Source organism: Phyllobacterium zundukense, from assembly GCF_002764115.1.
In the GTDB taxonomy this organism is placed as follows: domain Bacteria; phylum Pseudomonadota; class Alphaproteobacteria; order Rhizobiales; family Rhizobiaceae; genus Phyllobacterium; species Phyllobacterium zundukense.
Map to the genome: position 1 here is coordinate 123,945 of NZ_CP017941.1, position 16,682 is coordinate 140,626.

The following is a 16,682-nucleotide window of genomic DNA, read 5'->3' on the forward strand; positions in this document are numbered from 1 at the left end:
CCGTCGATGCGAAAGGGATGTTGGCCATTATCACCCCATTCTTGCGGCCAGCCGGTCGGCGAGTCCTCCCAATCCTCTTGTCGGCCATCGATCGGTCTGAACCTCGTTCATCTCTTCTCTCCTCCACTTGCGCATCGACGCAGTTCCGGAACGCGTCCACTCCGGCATCCGGCGCCTTCCAGTCAGTCTCGATCAGGCTCCGTCTCCCCGGTGTCATGCCAGACCCACCAATCGTATGGAGGGGTCTGAGGATAGCCCCTGGGTGAGTCCTCCCACGACTCCTGACGTCCGAGTGCAGTGATATCGAGATAGTTCCAGGTGTTCCCCATTTGCTCGTCGCCACGGCCGCCGGTGGTGGAGTAAGTACGGAACACGCGTTGGCCGTCTCGAATGAACGCGTTTGTGGCGTGCCATTCGTCCACGCCGAAGTCGGCGTCGAAATCGTCGGTCAAAGAGTACCAGGGGATGTGCTCCCAGCCCATCCGCGCCTGCAGCCGTTCGATGTCCGGATGTGGCGCGCGCGAGACGAATGCGAGACTTGTGTCACGGGCGTTGAGATGGGCGGGATGGGCGACTTGATCGGCCACCATAGAGCAACCGATGCAGGCCTGCTCTGGCCAGCGGCCCACGCCCGGTTGGAAAAAAGCGTGGTAGACGATCAATTGCCGCCGACCCTGGAACAGGTCGAGCAGGCTCAGATTGCCTTCGGGACCTTCGAACACGTAATCCTTATTGACGGCCATCCACGGCATTCGCCGACGTTCGGCAGCCAGAGCATCGCGCGCGCGGCTCAGGGCTTTCTCCTTGACGAGTAAATGCTCGCGCGCGTCGTCCCATTCCTCCGGCGATACGATCGGTGGCGTCTGCATTGCGGTCGGGTGGTTTGTCATCATTCTGCTCCTTTGGCGGGTGTCGCGGTGCATCTCCTCTGGAGATCGAGAGACAGGTTGGCCTGGAAATCAGATGGTGAGAGTACTACGATCGACGCCATTGACCTAGCGCGCAACTCGATGGTTTCTTGTGCATATGATGCACATCTCAGAGTCTTTGCCCCCACTTGATGGACTCAACGCGCTGCTCGCCGCGGCCGATGCAGGCTCGTTTACCGCCGCCGCCGAGATTCTCGGCATCACCCATGGCTCGGTTATGCCAGCCTCCTTTGCTGCTGCAATCAAAGCCTCTCGACAGTCCATCGGGTTAAGAAACGGTTCACATCGTTTCCTGTTAGAGTATTGCCGTTTGGCGTGACTAGGACCATTGCTCATCTAAACACGTTGGCGATGATAAGTGGGCCAGGAAAGTTTAGATTTCATGGGCGATTTTCTTGATGCTGTTGGTATTTCGCCCTTCCTAATGACGGTGCACTATGTCCCCTTGCTTATAGCCGCGACCGTTTGGTCCTATCATGATGTGAAGATATCCAACTGGTCTAAATTAGCCGACGCGCTTGGAGCTTTCGGCGTTTTCTTAATGTTGTTGATGTTGCCTGTGTTCTTTGACGATGGGTCAGGTAGAGACAGCGGCGGCGCTGCTCAATGGTTCGTGATATTTTCGTTCCTATCCCTCGGATTTTTACCCGCTGCATCAATTGCTTTCCATTGCCTTGTAGGAAGGCTGATCGGCAGACGTATCAAGCGTCTCCGAGCTTGAAACTTGGAGGTCGTTCTGAAACCGATAGCCCCTCGGCTATGCGATAAATCTTCCGACGCTTATGATTTCCTGCTGATCGCGAATTCGCATATTCCTAGTTGGGAGGGAACGTTCGAAACGAGCTTTCACTACCGATCAAGCGCACTGGCCTTGGACGGTCGGTGCGCTTCCTGCGCGCCACCAACTCCATCATTCCCAGACGACAAGAAAGCGCCTTCGTTGCACTAATTGTTACCTTGATGGTATCCATACAGTCTGCGTGTCGATTGAGTTGAGACAACCCAGTTAGGCCAGGAATTTTCCGATGCTAATGATTTCCTGCGGGTCGCGACTTCTTGGGGGGAACGTTCGAAACGAGCCTTAGCTACCAGCCTCCCCCGAAAGTTTTCGAAGTTTCGGAGTTTCTAGGAACTTACGAGGTTTTCCTGGATTGCTACGCGCTTGCCCATTGCAGGGCTCCTTGTGACAACGATGCTGTCGATGGGCAGACCCCTGCCCGGAGAACGGTTTTCACGTTCGATAGGCTACTGCGTGATTCTTGGCTTGGAGCGCAGCATCCCACCCTAGGCGACGGCGCCTATGCCCAGGGTCGGTAATCCGGCCCCAAGCGAAACGCTCCCAACGTCATGGGTAGGATATCTTGCGAACGAGTTTGATGTTACTTTTGCCAAGCTCGAACTACGTGACAAGGACCTAATATATTGATCCAGAGTGATACAAGGCAGGCATATTGGCGTCGTGCGAACCCGAAAAAATATGATGCGCATTTGGCGGTGCAGCGAGCGCTGAACGCTGGCCAGTTGGAAAAACAGACCTGTGAAGTCTGTGGTATTGAAACTGTCGACGCACATCACGATCGATACGATGAGCCACTGCACGTCCGTTGGCTATGCCGACGACATCACACTCGCCTTCATCACTATGGGGAAGACATGTTTCCAATTAACTCGACTGTTTGAAATACCGAGACTTGGGCAGCGGCCGATCAGCCTTGGCTGACGCCAGTCGCGGTTTAGAATTCAGGCGCCTCTCAGCCCATCGGCGCGACGAAAATCAGCCCGCGTAAAAGAGTGGTTTGACCGCTCCGTTGGTGGGGTGACTATTGATTAACGCGGAATTATGTAGCAAAAACCACCAGATTTAGAACCCAGCATGGCGTAGCCTTGATCTAGCAGATCAGGAGCGATGCTGAATGTATGTAACGGTAGAGTTGAAACGAAAAAGAGGCGAGATTCTCGACAGGCTGGTCGAAATCCGAGAGGCTCAAGCAAATCTGGAGGCCCAGATGGGCGCACTGGATCAAGTCATCGCGATCTATGAACCAAGTTATGTTCCCGCAGGTTCTGGGACGGGGACCAAAATCCGCAATAAGCGCCAGAAATCGCCTGAGACTGTTCAAATCGATGCGTTGCTGCGTAGCATCGAGCCAACCAATGCACTTCTTGAAATCCTGCGGGAAGCCGCAGCACCGCTGACGACTGCGGACTGCGCCGTCAGACTCCTGCAGAAGCTTGGGATCGACCACGGAGACGCGAGAACTGGCCGCGTCGCCACCCGCTTGTCCTCGACACTTGATCAGTTGATGAAAAAGGGTCGCGTACGGCACGCGGGGATGTTCGATAGTAAAAGATATCTCTGGGAAATCGCAGCTTAGGCTGCGTCCCCCTTCCAGATGAGATCGGGTGGCTTTCTTCCTTGCCAGTATCCGCACAGGTAACGCGATGTCGGCCGCGTCAGCGCACGGCCGAGTACCTCGAAGAACTGGCTCTTATTCGAGGTTTGCCTCACGTCTTCACGCCAGGCTAATTCCGCGATGTACCAATCGAAATACTTCAGTGAAAAACGGTGATGGATGCCGATGTAGGCGCGCTGCACCCGCGAAAAGAAGCTTTCGACTTGGTTGGTGTTGATGCCGTCATTGGTCTGGTACGCCTTGGAGTGATTGACGCGCTCAAGCTTATTCAAACCTGTGAGATGGTCATAGCTTTTGTGCTCGTCGGCGAGGATTTTGGCGGTCCTCAAGGCGTGATCCCTGGCGGCAGCCCACGCCGCATCGCTGTCTTCATCATAGATGATGCGGGTGAACGTCTGGCCAGGCCGCCCAAGTCCACGTTCACGCAGCGCCAACGCGCACAGTCGCTTGTGGTTCTGATACTTTGCCTTGCGGCGATCGATGCGGTCTTCTGCCTTGTTCTTAGGACGAATGTGACCGCCAGCGTACTTGCCGTCGATCTCGATCTCCCCTCCGAGCATCATGGTATCCCGACGCGAAGCGATCGCTTCCCGCAGCTTCATGAGCAATACCCATGCCGTTTTGAACTGAACGCCAAGTTCGCGTGACAGCTGTAGCGCCGCCTTGCCCTTGACCGAGTTCACTGACAGCCAGATCGCGATGACCATCTTCTTGAAGCTGAGCTTGCGGAACGCGAATACCGTGCCCGACGTGACCGTGAACACGGCATTGCATTCCTTTGCCTAGCATTTGAAGCGCCCGCGGGTCATGGCATAGCAGCGCAGCGTCCCGCAACCAGGGCAATAGGGTTCTCCGTCCGTTTCGGGCCAGCGCATGCGCATGAACCACTTATAGGCAGTCCCCTCGCGAATCTTCGCAAGGCCCATGAACGTGAGCGTTCGGCACTCCGGTGTGAGCAGGAAATGCTGCCCTTTTGGTTGATCTTTGGACGAAGCCACTGCTCAGTCCCTCCCAGGCTCGGTCGGCAAAATAGCCGCATATTTCCCGGCCTCGGGACGAGGGACAGACGTGCGAAAGACCGTCAAAAGCGGTGATTGGGCAGACAGGATATGGATATGATTGCGCATGTTCAGGCTCCTCTGGCTCGCAATAGACGCACAGTTTCTGTCGGCGACACTTAGGTCACCGCAGGCGTATCAGCGCTGTATTCGAGCCATCCTGAACATGCGGGCTCTATGCCAGATCTCGTGTCGAGAGTCGATCGGGAAAAATGCGTTTGGTTAATGCGCAATGGGTCTAATTTACACCTGCGTCTAACGATACAATCCAGAAAGAATTACTTAAACTAAGCAAGCCGCTCGCAATACAGACATACGACAAGTATGTTCTATAAAACATTACTGAAAGGGCACATACAGTCAACGCCAGCAACAAGGGAATCGTTCGCATCAGATAAAATAGCATTGAACCAGTATCACTCACACTAAGACGAAACCCACTACCCTCAACAGGATCCATATATAAAATAACAAGCAGTGCGATTAAGTTAATTAGAATGCAAAGTTTAAGTAATGCTCCAGATCGAAATGCGACAAACGAAAAATAGACTATCGAGGCAACCAACGGTGGCAGTTGCTGCATTGTCGAAAAATAAGCCATGCCGTTTGATTCTCCAATAAACGCTGACCTGCCTGTTGTAGGTTCGTCCTCAGCCGGTCATTGCCCTGCGCCCAAGAGCGATAAGTAAAGCCAATTGCCAGTTGATATCCTATTTCTTACCAAGGTTGCGGAGGAATAGGGCCAACAAACATGCTTACCCTTCGCGTAACTTGGAATGATCTCAATCTTATCTCGGTCGAATACGAGGAAGAGCGAGTAGGTGAGGTCACGTAAATTGATCAGAACAAGCCCGGTTTCACCATCAAAAAGTATATCTCGGCTAACATTGCCCCTCTTGGAAAAATCAAAACTGCCGTAACCGAGTTCTGAGAGTACATTTCTCGGCCTTGTCGTTTCAGTAATTGGACAGACAATGTCCCACTCTCCAAGTATAATTTCACTTACATTTTTTTCTTCAAAATATGAAGCGTTTAATTTTGAAGCAATAAGACTTTTCTCTACATGAAGCATGGAGAATATGAATAACGACACTAAAACTAAAGTCAATATAATAAAGAAATTGCGGAGCATTGCTAACTTCGCAACTCGTAAGTGCTCATAGAAGACCTACTGTTATCGCCAGCAATGCAACTGTCATTTTTGGAACCAGCCTGATTGACCATCTAATCGTCTGTCTCGAGTCGTTTGCGAAGTTACAATTTTTGCCAACCTGAGAAATGTGGCATATTTTTCCACCTAACCCCATGGCTAAGCAGCTAAGGAATATTTTTAGTTTTCATATAGTTAATGTAGGATTGGTGGTTTTTGCTACCTAATTCCGGATTAACGCACAATTGGTGGAACTCGAGCTCGCTTCAGCAGACTTCTCGCTCAGATTGTTTCGGCGCTTAACGACTGGCCCAAATCATCTTAAGCCGAGCACGTCGGGAGATAACCGAGTCCATACAATTGAAACCCGGATTTTGACAGGTGACAAGCCGCCGTTGAAGCTTATTTCCTAGAACAACAGGCGACTGATCACCCAGTTTTAGCGCGATCCTTTATGTCGAGGATACTTCGGTGGAGCAGCTGCACACCGGATTATTGATGTCCGCTGGCTGTCACGGCAGCCGGACGTGGGGCAATACTTGTTGTGGTCCGATAGGCTTTCGACCCGTCTAAATTGGGTCAAAGTAATGTCTGCTCTAGCCTAAAAGTACATTCGTGCCGCCATCGCGTTTGGCCGCAGACCTCCGCGTGAAGAAAGCTGCGCGGATAGTGGCGTGGATCATTCCGGTCGCGCGCATCCAAGCATGACGGCCTTCCTATTGAGCGGGGATGATGAGGTTCGATACGCAATCGCTTTTTCGCAACGCGTCGCTCGAAAACCTCTGCACCCCCGCACAGATCATCCTGCGTTGCTAGGCAATGGCGTGTTGAGCAGCTGCTGCTCCCACAGGAACGCGATGCCGCTTCCAGCGGCGTGGTGCTTCAGCACGTCCGTCAACGCTGCGGCGTGCTCGGTCCGTGCCCAGTCGCGCTGCCATTCCGACGCCAACGCCAGCCAGGTCATCATGTTCGCGCCCGCCGCGATCATGCGCTGGATAGAGACCTCGTGGGCCTCGACCGAAGTCCCTCCCGAGGCGTCGGTGATCACCGTCACATCCCAGCCTTCGCCGAGCGCCTGGATCACCGGCATCGCGACGCATATCTCGGTCCACAGGCCCGCGATGATCAGCTGCTTGCGGCCCGTCGCCTTGACCGCGTCCACCACCTTTTTATCCTCCCAGGTGTTGATGAACGTCCGGTCGATCACCTCCTGTCCAGGGAAAACATCCGTAATCTGAGGGAAGAGGAGGCCGCCCCGATCGGCAATCACGCTCGTTAGGATGGTGGGGACGCCGAAGGCCTTGGCAGCCTTCGCCAAGGCGGTCGAATTGTTGACCACCGCCTGCGGATCGTGGCTGTTCAGATTCGCGAGCTGGTAAGGCTGGTGGTCGATCAGAACGAGTACGGAGTCTTCGGGACGGAGAAGCGAGTCAAGGCCGTTACGAAACGTCATTATTACATCCTATGTTGCCGTTGTAAGTGAGGTTGGTTTACGGGGAGACATGCGCCAGGGGGCGATGTTGCCTGGCATTAGTATTGCCGTTCCCATGTCTGATGCGGTAGTACCCTTAATTGACAAGCTGTGTCGCGCAATGGGGAACGCGGAATTGGATATCGAAGAGCTACGGACATTCGTAGAAGTTGCTGATGCTGGGGGAGTTTCGGCCGCCGCGCTCCGGCTCGGCGTCTCCAAGTCGATCGTCAGTCGTCGGCTCTTCCGGCTTGAAGCGGAACTTGGCGTCCAGCTTCTTGCACGAACCACCCGCGGGGCTGCTCTCACAGAAGCCGGGGCTACATTCCGAGACTATGCAGCCAGAGTCTGCGCCGAGATCGAGGTGGCCAAGGAAACGATCCTACCCGCCGGTGACCTTCGTGGCCGCTTGCGAGTTGCTGTGCCGCTTTCTTTCGGACAGACCCACTTCGCTCCCATCCTCGCGGAAATGGCGCGACGCCATCCCCAGCTCCAAATCCACGCCTGCTACAGTGATCGCTTCGTCGATCTGATCACAGAGGGGTACGATTGTGCGGTACGAGTTGGCTATCTTCCGGACTCCAACTTGATCGCAAGACGCGTCGGAGCGATTTATGGAAAGTTTGTCGCAAGCCCGGATTACATCAAGGAGCATGGGTCGCCAGAGACGCCGGAGGAACTCGTCGCTCATGAAGCCCTCATGCAGGGAACCGAAGCCTGGCAACTCATGGATGGCGACCAGATCATCACGGTTCGTCCGCAGGGGCGCTTTAAGGCCGACAACGGAACTGCTCTAGTCGCCGCCGCGGCAGCAGGACTCGGGATCGCTTACCTGCCCGATTGCCTCACCCATGAATATGTGGCCTCCGGCGCGCTCATGCCGGTCATGACGCATTATCCACCGCCTCCGGCCGGTGCATATGTCATCCGCCCGCCAGGTCAGCATCCCGCACGGAAAATACGGGTCCTCACCGAATTGCTGATTGAGTACTGCGAACCTGCTCCGCATCTCGCGGGAGCTGTTCCTGTCTGAGTGATGCATCACTATGATGGTCTGGATCACGAAGGGGATGACGAATGCCGAGCACGGAAACCTGGTCGGTTGGGAAAGACCGTCCAGTCTCGCCATATTAAAGGGCCGAAACACACCATAAGAAAGTAAAATCCTGTTGCTTTAACACGTTCAAATTTGAAGCAACTAAGCTACCCGACCTTAATAAGGCGTCGAAGTGATGCCCACGTCCTTTGACCCACACGCCGAGCATCGAAACTTTGGTACCAGGTCTTCGCGCATAGCCGCGTGGTCGCGGCCAAGCCGTCTTGCCAATTCTGTCAGGTCAATTTGACTGGAATGGTGGCAATCGCGCGAATAGCAATGCGCCCAGAGAGAATGGCCGCGGTCGATCATGTCACCAACAGTGGCGCCATCCGCCGCCATGGCTACATCTGCACCGGTCGCCAGACCGTTCGCTTCTTGTTGACGCGGTCGCGGTCATCTTCAAACGCCATGACATCGGTCGCTCGGGCGCCGCAGCGGTCACAGCGGAAGGGCAACTCCACCAGGAAGCACTCGGGATTGCATACCTCGAGCAAGTCCGGCGCGTAGAACGTCGTTTCCTTTTGGCACTTGCGGCAGCATACCTGCAAAAACATGCGGTATTTGGCGGCCTGCCCCAATGTGCGGATTGTGATTGTCATAGGAACAAAATGAGAACATATTCCCATAGAGTCAAGATCAATGATGCGAGATCGAATGTTGCAAAGCTTGCTGGAATCGGCACTTATCAAAATTTCATATCCGGGGAGAGTTCAAATTGTTTGGAATATTCCGATCACTGAAAATGACGCTTTCCGGCAAGGTCCTGCACCAAATTGATACTGGCCTTCAGGGAGGCAATTGCACCGTATCCCTGCGTTTGAAACAGGAGAAATCGGGCGAGCATTATGTTGTCCTCGCTGGGATCGCTAGTGGTAACTATCAGTACTATCCAATGGAGCGCCACGAGTTCATGGAGTTTGCGAACAATGTCGCGCAAATGAAGGCATTATTGCAGGGAACGCCTAGATAATACGAGGCCTGGCAGGTTGTGTCGGCTGTCCGTTCAATTATCATCTATTCCCATGTGTAACCTCTATAACGCCACCACGACCTTTGAAGCGATGCGGCAGTTGTTCCTGCCCATCAACGATTTGACCAATCGCCTAACGCCACAGATGGATGTCTTCCCGGACTATCCCGCCCCAATTGGCCGCAAGGACGCGAATGGAGACCGCGAGCTGGCGATAGCCCGATGGGGCATGCCGACACCGCCGCAGTACCTCAAAGGCCAAGTCGACTACGGCGTGACCAACATCCGCAATCCGAAATCCGCCCATTGGGCGCCTTGGATAGGACCGGCCAATCGCTGCGTTGTTCCTCTGACTAGCTTTGCCGAATATGGCAAGGTTCCGGATCCGGTGACGAAGAAAAAGCCGCTCTACTGGTTTGCGCTCAACGATGAGAAACCGCTGTTCTGGTTCGCGGGAATTTGGACGAGTTGGTACAGTGTGCGGAAGAAAAAGGAGGGCCCGATACAGGCCGATATCTTTGCGTTTCTGACGACATTTTCGAATGCCGTCGTCAAGCCAATCCACGAACAGGCCATGCCTGTCATACTGCGCACCGCGGAGGAGATTGACGTTTGGATGAATGCGCCGGCAGAGGAAGCATTAAAGCTGCAAAGACCCCTGCCCGATGAAGCGTTGGTTGTGCTTGACAGCGACAACGCAGAAGAACAACCTTTGCTGCTCTGAACAGCAAGGCAATCTTTACAAGATGGCCAATCCCGCTCGCCTCATCGTCGTAGTTGCATTCACTCGTACTGACGGTGGTCGACTTCTGCCGGCATATGATCCGATGCAGTTCAACACCGAGGAAGAAGCCACTCATATGGCTCGGTACTTAGCCGCAACCTGCGCTGGCGTCTTGGCATGGAGTCGTGATGCTGATCCTGCCACTAGCACCTATGGGCCGCCGACAATCTTGTTTCAATCGGGCGACGTCCCGGAGTTAGAATGACAATGGAATTGTTCGAGGAAATGCAGATCGAACTCAGAGCCACGCAATATTGGATGAAGTATTTATTTCTGGCGATGGCGACTGGCGAGAAAATAACGTCCAATGACATTGATGAGTTGCTGCTTGACCTGAAGAACCGTTCGGCTTTTGACGGCGACACCGACCTATCACCGGCCGAATGGGATGAGCGCCATCTGGAGTATTTTCCCATTTATGAGCGTATTGGCTTGGCCATTGCTCGATCAATGAGGGAGATTGGAAAATGAGTAAACGGCAGATATTCCCCCCAATACGGAACAACCGCGATCTGAGACGGCGTGGCGACTGCCGGTTGGCAATCGAAGATCGAATGCTTGAACTGTTGGGAGATGCCATTGAGGCGGGATGGACGAAGGAAGAGGTTCTGGCAGCAATGATCGAGGTTGCGGATGACACCGCCCTGGCGATGCATCAAAATGTGCTGCTATCCGTGGAAACGGAACTGAGGAAATTGAAGAAAAAAGGTAACTGACGGCCTCACACCGTCCTCCCGAGGGCCAGGACTAACACAATGGGTTGAAATAACTTCAGGTTAGGAGGGAGAATGGGCGACAGTCAGACAATGAAGGAGCTTAGGATAGAGCTGTCGAATTTGCGAGATGATCTTGCCGCGATCGAAAGCAGTCAGATCTTCTTCATAAATGCGCTTGGCAATCAAACGGGGGTTAATGGCCTTAGACGGAGGATCGCCGAGATAGAAGCCATTCTTGAGCGCAATGACAAATGAGCGACGAACCATGTCCTCTGCCACCGCGAGCCTATCCGGAACATATGGAAAAGGCTCCAGCCGGGCTATTTGAGCACTACTGTATGCATCTCGGCTGCAAGTCGTGGGGAGCATTCGGCTTTGAAAAGCGCTATGGTCAGGAATGGTACTGCAGCGAGCACAAAAGCGACGGAGAGAGTTGATTCACTGCTCTCTATTCTTTGGGCTTCTCTCTCTTGGCCAGCCGCTTTAGCAGATCGTCTGAAATTGCGTCCTTACCTATCGGCTTATAGCGACTGCGCAGCGCATCCCTGTATGCTGGTCGGTTCAGTTGCTCCCTGACCACCTTCACGGTTTCTGGATTCTCGTCTTTGTCGTCCATGCCTGGTCGCCCTTCGAGGCCAAAACAACCACCAGCGGCAAAGGTTCCGCGGCAGCGGATGGCAAGCACCCGAATTTGTTCGGTAAATGGGAATTGATTGACTCATAGTGTCTACTGGCGGACAATCAAACGGTCGTCAGGCAGCTTTTGGCCGCTGACGCTTGAGAGATGGAACGTGCTCCCGCCTTAACGCTAAAGGGGAGAACACCATGCTTCACTTACTCAGCCAGTATTCCTATTCACCCGAAGATTGGGGACTGATGCAGCGCGCCCACGCCAAGGCGTCGCTGACGCTTGATTGTTGTCCGCACTCCCACGAACACGCAAACCGTCTCGCGCGAACGGTGATGAAGCTTTTTGACCAGGGTTTACGTGATGAACTGCTCATCGCTAAAGCGGTAGAGAAGGAATTGACTGTGACCAGCATCGCGAGCGAGCGCGAACACAGCATCGCTTCATGAGGTCAACGGAATGGAACGCCTGGATCACAAGTTGGATTGCAAAGCCTGCGGGACCATTTACCTTGATATCCCGGACGACGTGACCCTCAGTACGCCAATCCATTGCAGTTCGTGCGGTACCTATCTGGGTACATGGCGCGAACTCGAGCGTGATTTCAACAGTCAGGGCGGGCAGAATGGCATCTTTGACATGCATGATGGCCAGATCATTAGAAAAGAGTGATCACCTAGCTGCGCCCTGCCCCATGACCCGCCAGTAGGCTCCCCTTGCGGACACAGTATACTTACGCAAAGCGACTGTGGAACCAATACCCGCTGTTTCCAGTTCTGATGACCAGAAGGGCAAACAGAGGGAGATAACCATGAAACGTATTCTGATCGCATTTGCAGCCCTGACATTCGCCGCCTCAGGCAGCGTTTTTGCGCAAGACGCAGTCATCATTGAAGTTCCCCAGCCGGCACGGGATTATGTAATCGCTCACCCCTCGGACCCCGTAGTGATTGAAGGTGACGTGGCGATTGGGACGGTCGTGCCCGACACTGTCGAGCTGGTACCGATCCCAGATAGCCCGGATTACGCCTATGTCTATGTTGACAAGCAACCGGTTATCGTGACGAAGAAGGACCGCAAGGTAGTATATCTGGCGCAATGACACCGTGACAGGATTGTGCCCGCCATCGCTGCTGCGGGCACAATCCATGGTAGCTCTAAGGGATGAATGCCGGAACCGGCCTCCTCTGATACCGTTTCCGGGCTATGTATGAAGATTACAGGTCTTTCCCAATTGTCTCGGTCCTGCAACACGGCACGACGGTGCACATCAACTCCGCATACGATGCTGCGCAATACATTTTGGAGCAATGGCCCGACGAGGTAGCGGGCCCAAAACTCTACATTTGCAAGGCAATCCTCCTGAAGTGCCTGGCAGGCGAGTGCTCGGCCGCCGTTGCCCGCGTGGCATTCGTCGAGGCGGCGCGAGAGGCTGGCATCTTTATGGAAACTATGCCACGGCCGGAAGCAACCGGTAAAACCCAGCGCTGGTACAAGAGCAAGCCGAGGCGAAGCTAGCCGCGGCGCCCGTGTCCGCAACTGTACACACCGGGAACGTTTGTCATGGGTGCAAGTTTTAATCGCGTTGGAGTGCCCCTTCAACAGAGGCCTGGCCGACCAACCCCGTCAAATCGTCAGGCCTCACTTGCACCTCTATTCTAACGGCGGATTTATTGTTAACTATTCGAAATCGGCGTATATCTTTGATGTGCTGCGCCCCCTTAAACAGCATGGCTCGGCGTCGAGTGCGAAGATCCCCCGTCTAGCTCCGCCGAGCCTTTTTTTTGCGGCGCGGAACAAGCCATAAAGTTTAGGGTTTCTATGGCTGCCGGTAACCAGGCCGGCTGTACCCGTTGGCAGTTTCACGGCTGCACCGGGCTCACCAAATTGGCGGTGGGTGCTTAACCCACCGTCTTTTTTCTGAAAGACAAATCAGCTTGGTCTGACGAACGGGTTTGCTGTTTACGCCCGCGGTCTTGCACTCCCTTTGGCCTGGTTCTCCAAAATGCGATCCACTCTGCCTGATAGCCCGTCGACGGATTGACGAACGGCCGAAATAGCGTCCATCACTTGGTCCATCAGTTCTCGATTGCCAGCCTTTGACACATATTCCTGCGCGACGTGAAGGCGGTGCTCCTGAAGTTGAGCCGACACAAGGTCTGCTTTGAGCGATGCTGAGTTGGCGGTATCCATCGCTTCCTTCTTGGCCTTGTCCACTTTGTTCTCCACTCGTCGCGATACGCCGGCAATGGTGCCGAACAACATGATGAAGAAGCCGATTGCGGCCATAAGTTCGGGTCCGGTCATTTCGTGTTCCCATAAGTCGCGCGTCACGGTCAGCATAGAAGCCAACCAGCGCCTTCTTACCGGCGCCGCACTCGACGAGCGCAATGCGGTCCTGAATCCACAGGTCTTCCGCCCTACCCTTGGTGGCATCGACTGGCTCGGCGAAGGGCTCCGTCAGTTTGCCGTCCGCCTGTGCAAGTTGCGGTTTGGGTGCCGGCGCCACATCACCTGACCTGATTGACGCGCAGCCTGGCAGTAGCGTTAAGGCAATCATCACTAGCAGTAGGGTCTCTACTCGCTTCATCTTTTAGTTTCCTGTGTAGTTCTTGGAGTGCGGTCGACTGGGCGTCGATCGTCGCAATGACCACGGCTTCACGCGCCTTAGCGTCTGCGTTTGCGTTGGCTTGGCGCGTGCCTTCAGCCAGTGCGGCCGCCGCGTAGTTGGCGACGAGGGTGGAGTATTTCGCAGTCCACGTGGCTTCGGTGTGCTTGCCACCAAGGTGGTACGTGTAGCCGAATGCGCCAACCACAAGAGCAGCGGCGGGCCCGTAGGCAATGAGCGTGCCGTAGCCGCCAGTTAGGGTATCTAGAAACTTCATTGCCCCTCGCCTTCTGGAGGTTCTTGTGGCGCATAGGCGACCGAGGATGGCGTTAGCGCGCCCATCAGGAGTTGCAAGTCGCGATGCCCAATGCCCATGTATCCGGCACCAAGGACGGCCACCATTGCGAAGCCGCCAAGCGCAACGAACGCCGCTTGCGCCCAAAAGATAGATGCGTAGATTGCTCCCCACGCCAAAGCGCAGTTTGCGATTACCATCCACTTTGAGAACGTGCGGCTTGCCTTGGGCGGCAGTTCACCGCGGACAGCCATCACACCAAATTTCCGATCGGATCCTTGCGAACGTCGAATGACGGGCAGGCCTTCGCTGCATACTGGTTGTGGCCCGATACCTTCTTCAGTCCGTACTTCGCGATTGCCTGCCGCGTTAGCGCAAGCATCGCCTTCTTCTGGGCGTCGGTGCGGGTGTCTTTCGGGTTCATCTTGGCATCGCAGCCGCCGACATAAACATAACCGATCGTGCCTGTGTTGTGGCCCGACGTATGGGCGCCTACCGTTGCTTCTGGCCTGCCGTCCTCGACAGTGCCGTCAAGGTGCACGACCTTGTGGTAGCCGATGTCTGACCAGCCTCGTTCTTTGTGCCACTGACGGATGGTGGCGACTGACACCTCCCTGCCTTCGGGCGTGGCTGTGCAATGCCAAATCAATTCTTTGATTGGACGCATGGTGTTTCCTTGTGATGGTAATTTAGCGCCGCACGAAGCGCAGCAGCATCATTCGTGCCGTCAGTTCGAAGGCGTGCCAAAGCGCGGCCTCGAGGAAATTGTGCATTGCACAAACCTTGATTTTTTAAGTATCGTGGAAGGACTGATCCCCCGGTCAGCGAAGGCCCGATTTACCGGTATTTTGCGTTCTGGTAGATCGGGCCTTAATTATTCCGATGATGCCGGAACTTTAATCCATCAGTGCGCGTTGTATTTCCGCTGATTATTTCCGTCATCAGCCGAAGCGTGGCCGTTTGGGCAAGTAGATTAGACCAGGCTTCATGAGGCTTGGCCCGTTGTTCTCAACGCGGGCCAAGCCTTTCTTAATCGCTTATCGGGTAAAACTTGAACCGCTGACTCTTCGGAGCAGTCGAGGCTTGGTTGAAACAATCGTCTGGTAGCGAGTGACGACCAAGCCTCGTTCAGTGCCTTTGGTCATAGCTCGATTTAACAACGCAAGATTTATTGCTATCCCTCAGAAATCATTTCATATTTTTACCATGCCGCAACGGCATAGGCTCGGCGTGTGCCCACACCAAACCAACTCCGCCGAGCCTTTCAGGAGGCCTTCGTGCGCGGTATTTTGATTTAAATTCCCGTAAATTGAGAGTAAAATGGACCGCTGGCACCCCCCTGCCAGCAGAGGCTTGGCTGAAAGGTATTCTTCCACAAACGCAATGAGGCCAAGCCTCACTTTTCTGGAACCAACACTCCCGAAACGCGTTTTGCTATTGCCGAGACCAGCGTTGGACAAGCCTCCAAAAAACAGTCTCGACAGGGGCTCAGTATCGTCAACGATCAAACCTTGCAGTCTGGGCCCCACTTCTGGAACAAATCGACAAAAATGAAGTTCCTAGGCTGCCGATATCCAGGTCGGCTGAACCCCGTTGGCAGTTTCACGGCGCCGCCGGGCTCACCAACTGACGGTGGGTTTCTCAGCTCACCGTCTTTTTTTGCGGACGTTTTGACGGCCCTCTGCATCGTCTAGCTAGTTTAATCTAGACCCGGAACATGTGTTGGCTGCAGGCATTGGAAACAATGTCGGGAGCCCACAACTCTCCGGCCGAGGCTCGGTGTAACTTACTGGTTTGCCATGCCTTGCGCCGAGCCTCACGAGTCATGGCATCGGAACCAAATGCCGGATGTTGACGTATGAGCTTTGCTGACATTCGGTCAGCCGGGGCCTGGCGCCCTATATAATGCCCACAGACGCCGGCCCCCACTTGGTACGGTTTCGGAACCAAACGCTATTCAATTGAGTTTGCCAATTCGAGATAGCATGGGCTATTTGCAGAAACTATCTCGATCGAGGCACAGTATCGTCCATGAGAATGGCATCCTGTGCCTCACTTTTTGACCGGCATCGGGAGCGAAGATGGAAAAGGCTATGGGTTTTGCACTCTCGATATTTCTCGTCTTTTCGATGCTTTACCTAGCGGTGCGTTTGGTGGATTGGGCATTTTAGTTTCAAGAGTTGGCTTTCGAGCAGATTTCAACTATTCACTAAACTGCCTTCGGGCTGATGGCAGGGTCTGCATAACCTGTTGCGTGGCAGGAGACCCGGACCCCGTCATAAAATGACGTAGGCGCAAAGCAATCATGCCAAACACCGACATATTCCTCTCATCCCTCAGCATCGTTGCAATGATGCTGGTCGTAGCTTCGTCGGTGTACACCAACGGGATTTAAACCGTGATGATACCGCCTTTCATCATTTATTAACCATACGGGCGCAGCGTTTTAGGGCTGGCGCCCCATCCCAAAAGCCCATCGTCAGCATCCGGCCGCCGCCCCCATCGGCGGTCGGACTCCCTTGCAAAAAAGTCGGCGGCCTACCAAATTTTTTTGGAACCA

The 16,682-nt window shown here is 54.3% G+C and carries 24 protein-coding genes and 1 pseudogene; 14 read left to right on the plus strand and 11 right to left on the minus strand.

Annotation, left to right across the window (positions count from 1 at the left end):
• Window positions 1–182 precede the first annotated feature (182 nt).
• Window positions 183–893, minus strand: a complete 711-nt coding sequence (locus BLM14_RS20405) for a DUF899 domain-containing protein (protein WP_244912483.1) — start codon at window positions 891–893, stop codon at window positions 183–185.
• A 133-nt stretch (window positions 894–1,026) separates the two neighbouring features.
• Here BLM14_RS20405 and BLM14_RS31950 point away from each other — a divergent pair.
• The 4 genes and pseudogenes from BLM14_RS31950 to BLM14_RS20420 form a co-directional block, all read left to right on the plus strand.
• A pseudogene (locus BLM14_RS31950) lies at window positions 1,027–1,146 on the plus strand (LysR family transcriptional regulator); the annotation flags it as partial.
• A gap of 165 nt (window positions 1,147–1,311) precedes the next feature.
• A complete protein-coding gene (locus BLM14_RS20410) occupies window positions 1,312–1,650 on the plus strand; it encodes a hypothetical protein (protein ID WP_100001735.1) in 339 nt (112 codons plus the stop codon).
• Between the two features lie 701 nt (window positions 1,651–2,351).
• A complete protein-coding gene (locus tag BLM14_RS31955) occupies window positions 2,352–2,609 on the plus strand; it encodes a hypothetical protein (protein ID WP_100001736.1) in 258 nt (85 codons plus the stop codon).
• A 233-nt stretch (window positions 2,610–2,842) separates the two neighbouring features.
• Window positions 2,843–3,304 (plus strand): hypothetical protein, encoded by a 462-nt coding sequence (locus tag BLM14_RS20420; protein WP_100001737.1) that lies wholly within the window; start codon window positions 2,843–2,845, stop codon window positions 3,302–3,304.
• Here BLM14_RS20420 and BLM14_RS20425 read toward each other — a convergent pair.
• From BLM14_RS20425 to BLM14_RS20440, 4 genes are all read right to left on the minus strand, one after another.
• Window positions 3,301–4,107 (minus strand): IS1595 family transposase, encoded by an 807-nt coding sequence (locus BLM14_RS20425; RefSeq protein ID WP_100001738.1) that lies wholly within the window; start codon window positions 4,105–4,107, stop codon window positions 3,301–3,303. The genes BLM14_RS20420 and BLM14_RS20425 overlap by 4 nt on opposite strands.
• 18 nt (window positions 4,108–4,125) lie before the next feature.
• A complete protein-coding gene (locus BLM14_RS20430) occupies window positions 4,126–4,341 on the minus strand; it encodes a transposase (protein WP_133123908.1) in 216 nt (71 codons plus the stop codon).
• Window positions 4,342–5,059: 718 nt separating this feature from the next.
• The gene (locus tag BLM14_RS20435) at window positions 5,060–5,533 is read right to left on the minus strand and encodes a hypothetical protein (RefSeq protein WP_100001740.1); all 474 of its coding nucleotides are present in this window, start codon (window positions 5,531–5,533) and stop codon (window positions 5,060–5,062) included.
• Window positions 5,534–6,350: 817 nt separating this feature from the next.
• Window positions 6,351–7,004 carry a hydrolase gene (locus BLM14_RS20440; protein ID WP_100001741.1) on the minus strand — a complete coding sequence of 218 codons (654 nt, stop codon included), beginning with the start codon at window positions 7,002–7,004 and terminating at the stop codon, window positions 6,351–6,353.
• A 154-nt stretch (window positions 7,005–7,158) separates the two neighbouring features.
• On the opposite strand from BLM14_RS20440, the gene BLM14_RS20445 reads away from it, so the two are divergent.
• The gene (locus BLM14_RS20445) at window positions 7,159–8,055 is read left to right on the plus strand and encodes a LysR family transcriptional regulator (RefSeq protein WP_162293215.1); all 897 of its coding nucleotides are present in this window, start codon (window positions 7,159–7,161) and stop codon (window positions 8,053–8,055) included.
• Between the two features lie 407 nt (window positions 8,056–8,462).
• On the opposite strand, the gene BLM14_RS20455 is transcribed toward BLM14_RS20445, so the two are convergent.
• Window positions 8,463–8,720 carry a hypothetical protein gene (locus BLM14_RS20455; protein ID WP_100001744.1) on the minus strand — a complete coding sequence of 86 codons (258 nt, stop codon included), beginning with the start codon at window positions 8,718–8,720 and terminating at the stop codon, window positions 8,463–8,465.
• 116 nt (window positions 8,721–8,836) lie between these two features.
• Between BLM14_RS20455 and BLM14_RS20460 the strand changes: the two genes are divergently transcribed.
• The 5 genes from BLM14_RS20460 (at window position 8,837) to BLM14_RS20485 (ending at window position 10,846) form a co-directional block, all read left to right on the plus strand.
• Window positions 8,837–9,091 (plus strand): hypothetical protein, encoded by a 255-nt coding sequence (locus tag BLM14_RS20460; RefSeq protein WP_133123909.1) that lies wholly within the window; start codon window positions 8,837–8,839, stop codon window positions 9,089–9,091.
• Between the two features lie 52 nt (window positions 9,092–9,143).
• Window positions 9,144–9,815 (plus strand): SOS response-associated peptidase, encoded by a 672-nt coding sequence (locus tag BLM14_RS20465; RefSeq protein ID WP_100001746.1) that lies wholly within the window; start codon window positions 9,144–9,146, stop codon window positions 9,813–9,815.
• Between the two features lie 261 nt (window positions 9,816–10,076).
• The gene (locus BLM14_RS20475) at window positions 10,077–10,346 is read left to right on the plus strand and encodes a hypothetical protein (protein ID WP_100001747.1); all 270 of its coding nucleotides are present in this window, start codon (window positions 10,077–10,079) and stop codon (window positions 10,344–10,346) included.
• A gap of 83 nt (window positions 10,347–10,429) precedes the next feature.
• Window positions 10,430–10,591 carry a hypothetical protein gene (locus BLM14_RS20480; RefSeq protein ID WP_157929563.1) on the plus strand — a complete coding sequence of 54 codons (162 nt, stop codon included), beginning with the start codon at window positions 10,430–10,432 and terminating at the stop codon, window positions 10,589–10,591.
• A 72-nt stretch (window positions 10,592–10,663) separates the two neighbouring features.
• Window positions 10,664–10,846, plus strand: coding sequence for a hypothetical protein (locus BLM14_RS20485; RefSeq protein ID WP_100001749.1), 183 nt, complete (start codon window positions 10,664–10,666; stop codon window positions 10,844–10,846).
• 193 nt (window positions 10,847–11,039) lie between these two features.
• On the opposite strand, the gene BLM14_RS31160 is transcribed toward BLM14_RS20485, so the two are convergent.
• Window positions 11,040–11,207 (minus strand): hypothetical protein, encoded by a 168-nt coding sequence (locus BLM14_RS31160; protein ID WP_157929564.1) that lies wholly within the window; start codon window positions 11,205–11,207, stop codon window positions 11,040–11,042.
• Between the two features lie 209 nt (window positions 11,208–11,416).
• Here BLM14_RS31160 and BLM14_RS20490 point away from each other — a divergent pair, with 209 nt between their 5' ends.
• The 4 genes from BLM14_RS20490 to BLM14_RS32725 all read left to right on the plus strand — a co-directional run bounded on the left by BLM14_RS20490 (window position 11,417) and on the right by BLM14_RS32725 (window position 12,737).
• Entirely contained in the window at window positions 11,417–11,668 is a 252-nt protein-coding gene (locus BLM14_RS20490) for a hypothetical protein (RefSeq protein WP_100001750.1), read from the plus strand.
• Window positions 11,669–11,678: 10 nt separating this feature from the next.
• Window positions 11,679–11,891, plus strand: a complete 213-nt coding sequence (locus tag BLM14_RS20495) for a hypothetical protein (RefSeq protein ID WP_100001751.1) — start codon at window positions 11,679–11,681, stop codon at window positions 11,889–11,891.
• Window positions 11,892–12,030: 139 nt separating this feature from the next.
• Window positions 12,031–12,321: a DUF1236 domain-containing protein gene (locus BLM14_RS20500; protein WP_100001752.1), complete on the plus strand. Its 291-nt coding sequence runs from the start codon at window positions 12,031–12,033 to the stop codon at window positions 12,319–12,321.
• A gap of 104 nt (window positions 12,322–12,425) precedes the next feature.
• A complete protein-coding gene (locus BLM14_RS32725) occupies window positions 12,426–12,737 on the plus strand; it encodes a DUF982 domain-containing protein (protein WP_100001753.1) in 312 nt (103 codons plus the stop codon).
• A 444-nt stretch (window positions 12,738–13,181) separates the two neighbouring features.
• Here BLM14_RS32725 and BLM14_RS20510 read toward each other — a convergent pair whose 3' ends face one another.
• The 4 genes from BLM14_RS20510 to BLM14_RS20530 all read right to left on the minus strand — a co-directional run bounded on the left by BLM14_RS20510 (window position 13,182) and on the right by BLM14_RS20530 (window position 14,789).
• Window positions 13,182–13,562: a hypothetical protein gene (locus BLM14_RS20510; RefSeq protein ID WP_237143608.1), complete on the minus strand. Its 381-nt coding sequence runs from the start codon at window positions 13,560–13,562 to the stop codon at window positions 13,182–13,184.
• 167 nt (window positions 13,563–13,729) lie between these two features.
• Window positions 13,730–14,104, minus strand: a complete 375-nt coding sequence (locus BLM14_RS20520; RefSeq protein WP_100001755.1) for a hypothetical protein — start codon at window positions 14,102–14,104, stop codon at window positions 13,730–13,732.
• The gene (locus BLM14_RS20525) at window positions 14,101–14,376 is read right to left on the minus strand and encodes a hypothetical protein (RefSeq protein ID WP_100001756.1); all 276 of its coding nucleotides are present in this window, start codon (window positions 14,374–14,376) and stop codon (window positions 14,101–14,103) included. Before BLM14_RS20525 ends, BLM14_RS20520 begins: the two co-directional genes overlap by 4 nt.
• Window positions 14,376–14,789, minus strand: a complete 414-nt coding sequence (locus BLM14_RS20530) for an N-acetylmuramoyl-L-alanine amidase (RefSeq protein ID WP_100001757.1) — start codon at window positions 14,787–14,789, stop codon at window positions 14,376–14,378. The genes BLM14_RS20525 and BLM14_RS20530 overlap by 1 nt, the downstream gene beginning before the upstream one ends.
• Window positions 14,790–16,682 lie beyond the last annotated feature (1,893 nt).

What these genes read in the sequence shown, in the direction of transcription:
- BLM14_RS20405 (WP_244912483.1), bottom strand. Translation starts at nt 893, where the DNA reads ATGATGACAAACCACCCGACCGCAATGCAGACGCCACCGATCGTATCG.
- BLM14_RS20410 (WP_100001735.1), top strand. Translation starts at nt 1,312, where the DNA reads ATGGGCGATTTTCTTGATGCTGTTGGTATTTCGCCCTTCCTAATGACG.
- BLM14_RS20420 (WP_100001737.1), top strand. Translation starts at nt 2,843, where the DNA reads ATGTATGTAACGGTAGAGTTGAAACGAAAAAGAGGCGAGATTCTCGAC.
- BLM14_RS20435 (WP_100001740.1), bottom strand. Translation starts at nt 5,533, where the DNA reads ATGCTCCGCAATTTCTTTATTATATTGACTTTAGTTTTAGTGTCGTTA.
- BLM14_RS20440 (WP_100001741.1), bottom strand. Translation starts at nt 7,004, where the DNA reads ATGACGTTTCGTAACGGCCTTGACTCGCTTCTCCGTCCCGAAGACTCC.
- BLM14_RS20455 (WP_100001744.1), bottom strand. Translation starts at nt 8,720, where the DNA reads ATGACAATCACAATCCGCACATTGGGGCAGGCCGCCAAATACCGCATG.
- BLM14_RS20465 (WP_100001746.1), top strand. Translation starts at nt 9,144, where the DNA reads ATGTGTAACCTCTATAACGCCACCACGACCTTTGAAGCGATGCGGCAG.
- BLM14_RS20475 (WP_100001747.1), top strand. Translation starts at nt 10,077, where the DNA reads ATGACAATGGAATTGTTCGAGGAAATGCAGATCGAACTCAGAGCCACG.
- BLM14_RS20480 (WP_157929563.1), top strand. Translation starts at nt 10,430, where the DNA reads ATGCTTGAACTGTTGGGAGATGCCATTGAGGCGGGATGGACGAAGGAA.
- BLM14_RS20485 (WP_100001749.1), top strand. Translation starts at nt 10,664, where the DNA reads ATGGGCGACAGTCAGACAATGAAGGAGCTTAGGATAGAGCTGTCGAAT.
- BLM14_RS31160 (WP_157929564.1), bottom strand. Translation starts at nt 11,207, where the DNA reads ATGGACGACAAAGACGAGAATCCAGAAACCGTGAAGGTGGTCAGGGAG.
- BLM14_RS20490 (WP_100001750.1), top strand. Translation starts at nt 11,417, where the DNA reads ATGCTTCACTTACTCAGCCAGTATTCCTATTCACCCGAAGATTGGGGA.
- BLM14_RS20495 (WP_100001751.1), top strand. Translation starts at nt 11,679, where the DNA reads ATGGAACGCCTGGATCACAAGTTGGATTGCAAAGCCTGCGGGACCATT.
- BLM14_RS20500 (WP_100001752.1), top strand. Translation starts at nt 12,031, where the DNA reads ATGAAACGTATTCTGATCGCATTTGCAGCCCTGACATTCGCCGCCTCA.
- BLM14_RS32725 (WP_100001753.1), top strand. Translation starts at nt 12,426, where the DNA reads ATGTATGAAGATTACAGGTCTTTCCCAATTGTCTCGGTCCTGCAACAC.
- BLM14_RS20510 (WP_237143608.1), bottom strand. Translation starts at nt 13,562, where the DNA reads ATGCTGACCGTGACGCGCGACTTATGGGAACACGAAATGACCGGACCC.
- BLM14_RS20520 (WP_100001755.1), bottom strand. Translation starts at nt 14,104, where the DNA reads ATGAAGTTTCTAGATACCCTAACTGGCGGCTACGGCACGCTCATTGCC.
- BLM14_RS20525 (WP_100001756.1), bottom strand. Translation starts at nt 14,376, where the DNA reads ATGGCTGTCCGCGGTGAACTGCCGCCCAAGGCAAGCCGCACGTTCTCA.
- BLM14_RS20530 (WP_100001757.1), bottom strand. Translation starts at nt 14,789, where the DNA reads ATGCGTCCAATCAAAGAATTGATTTGGCATTGCACAGCCACGCCCGAA.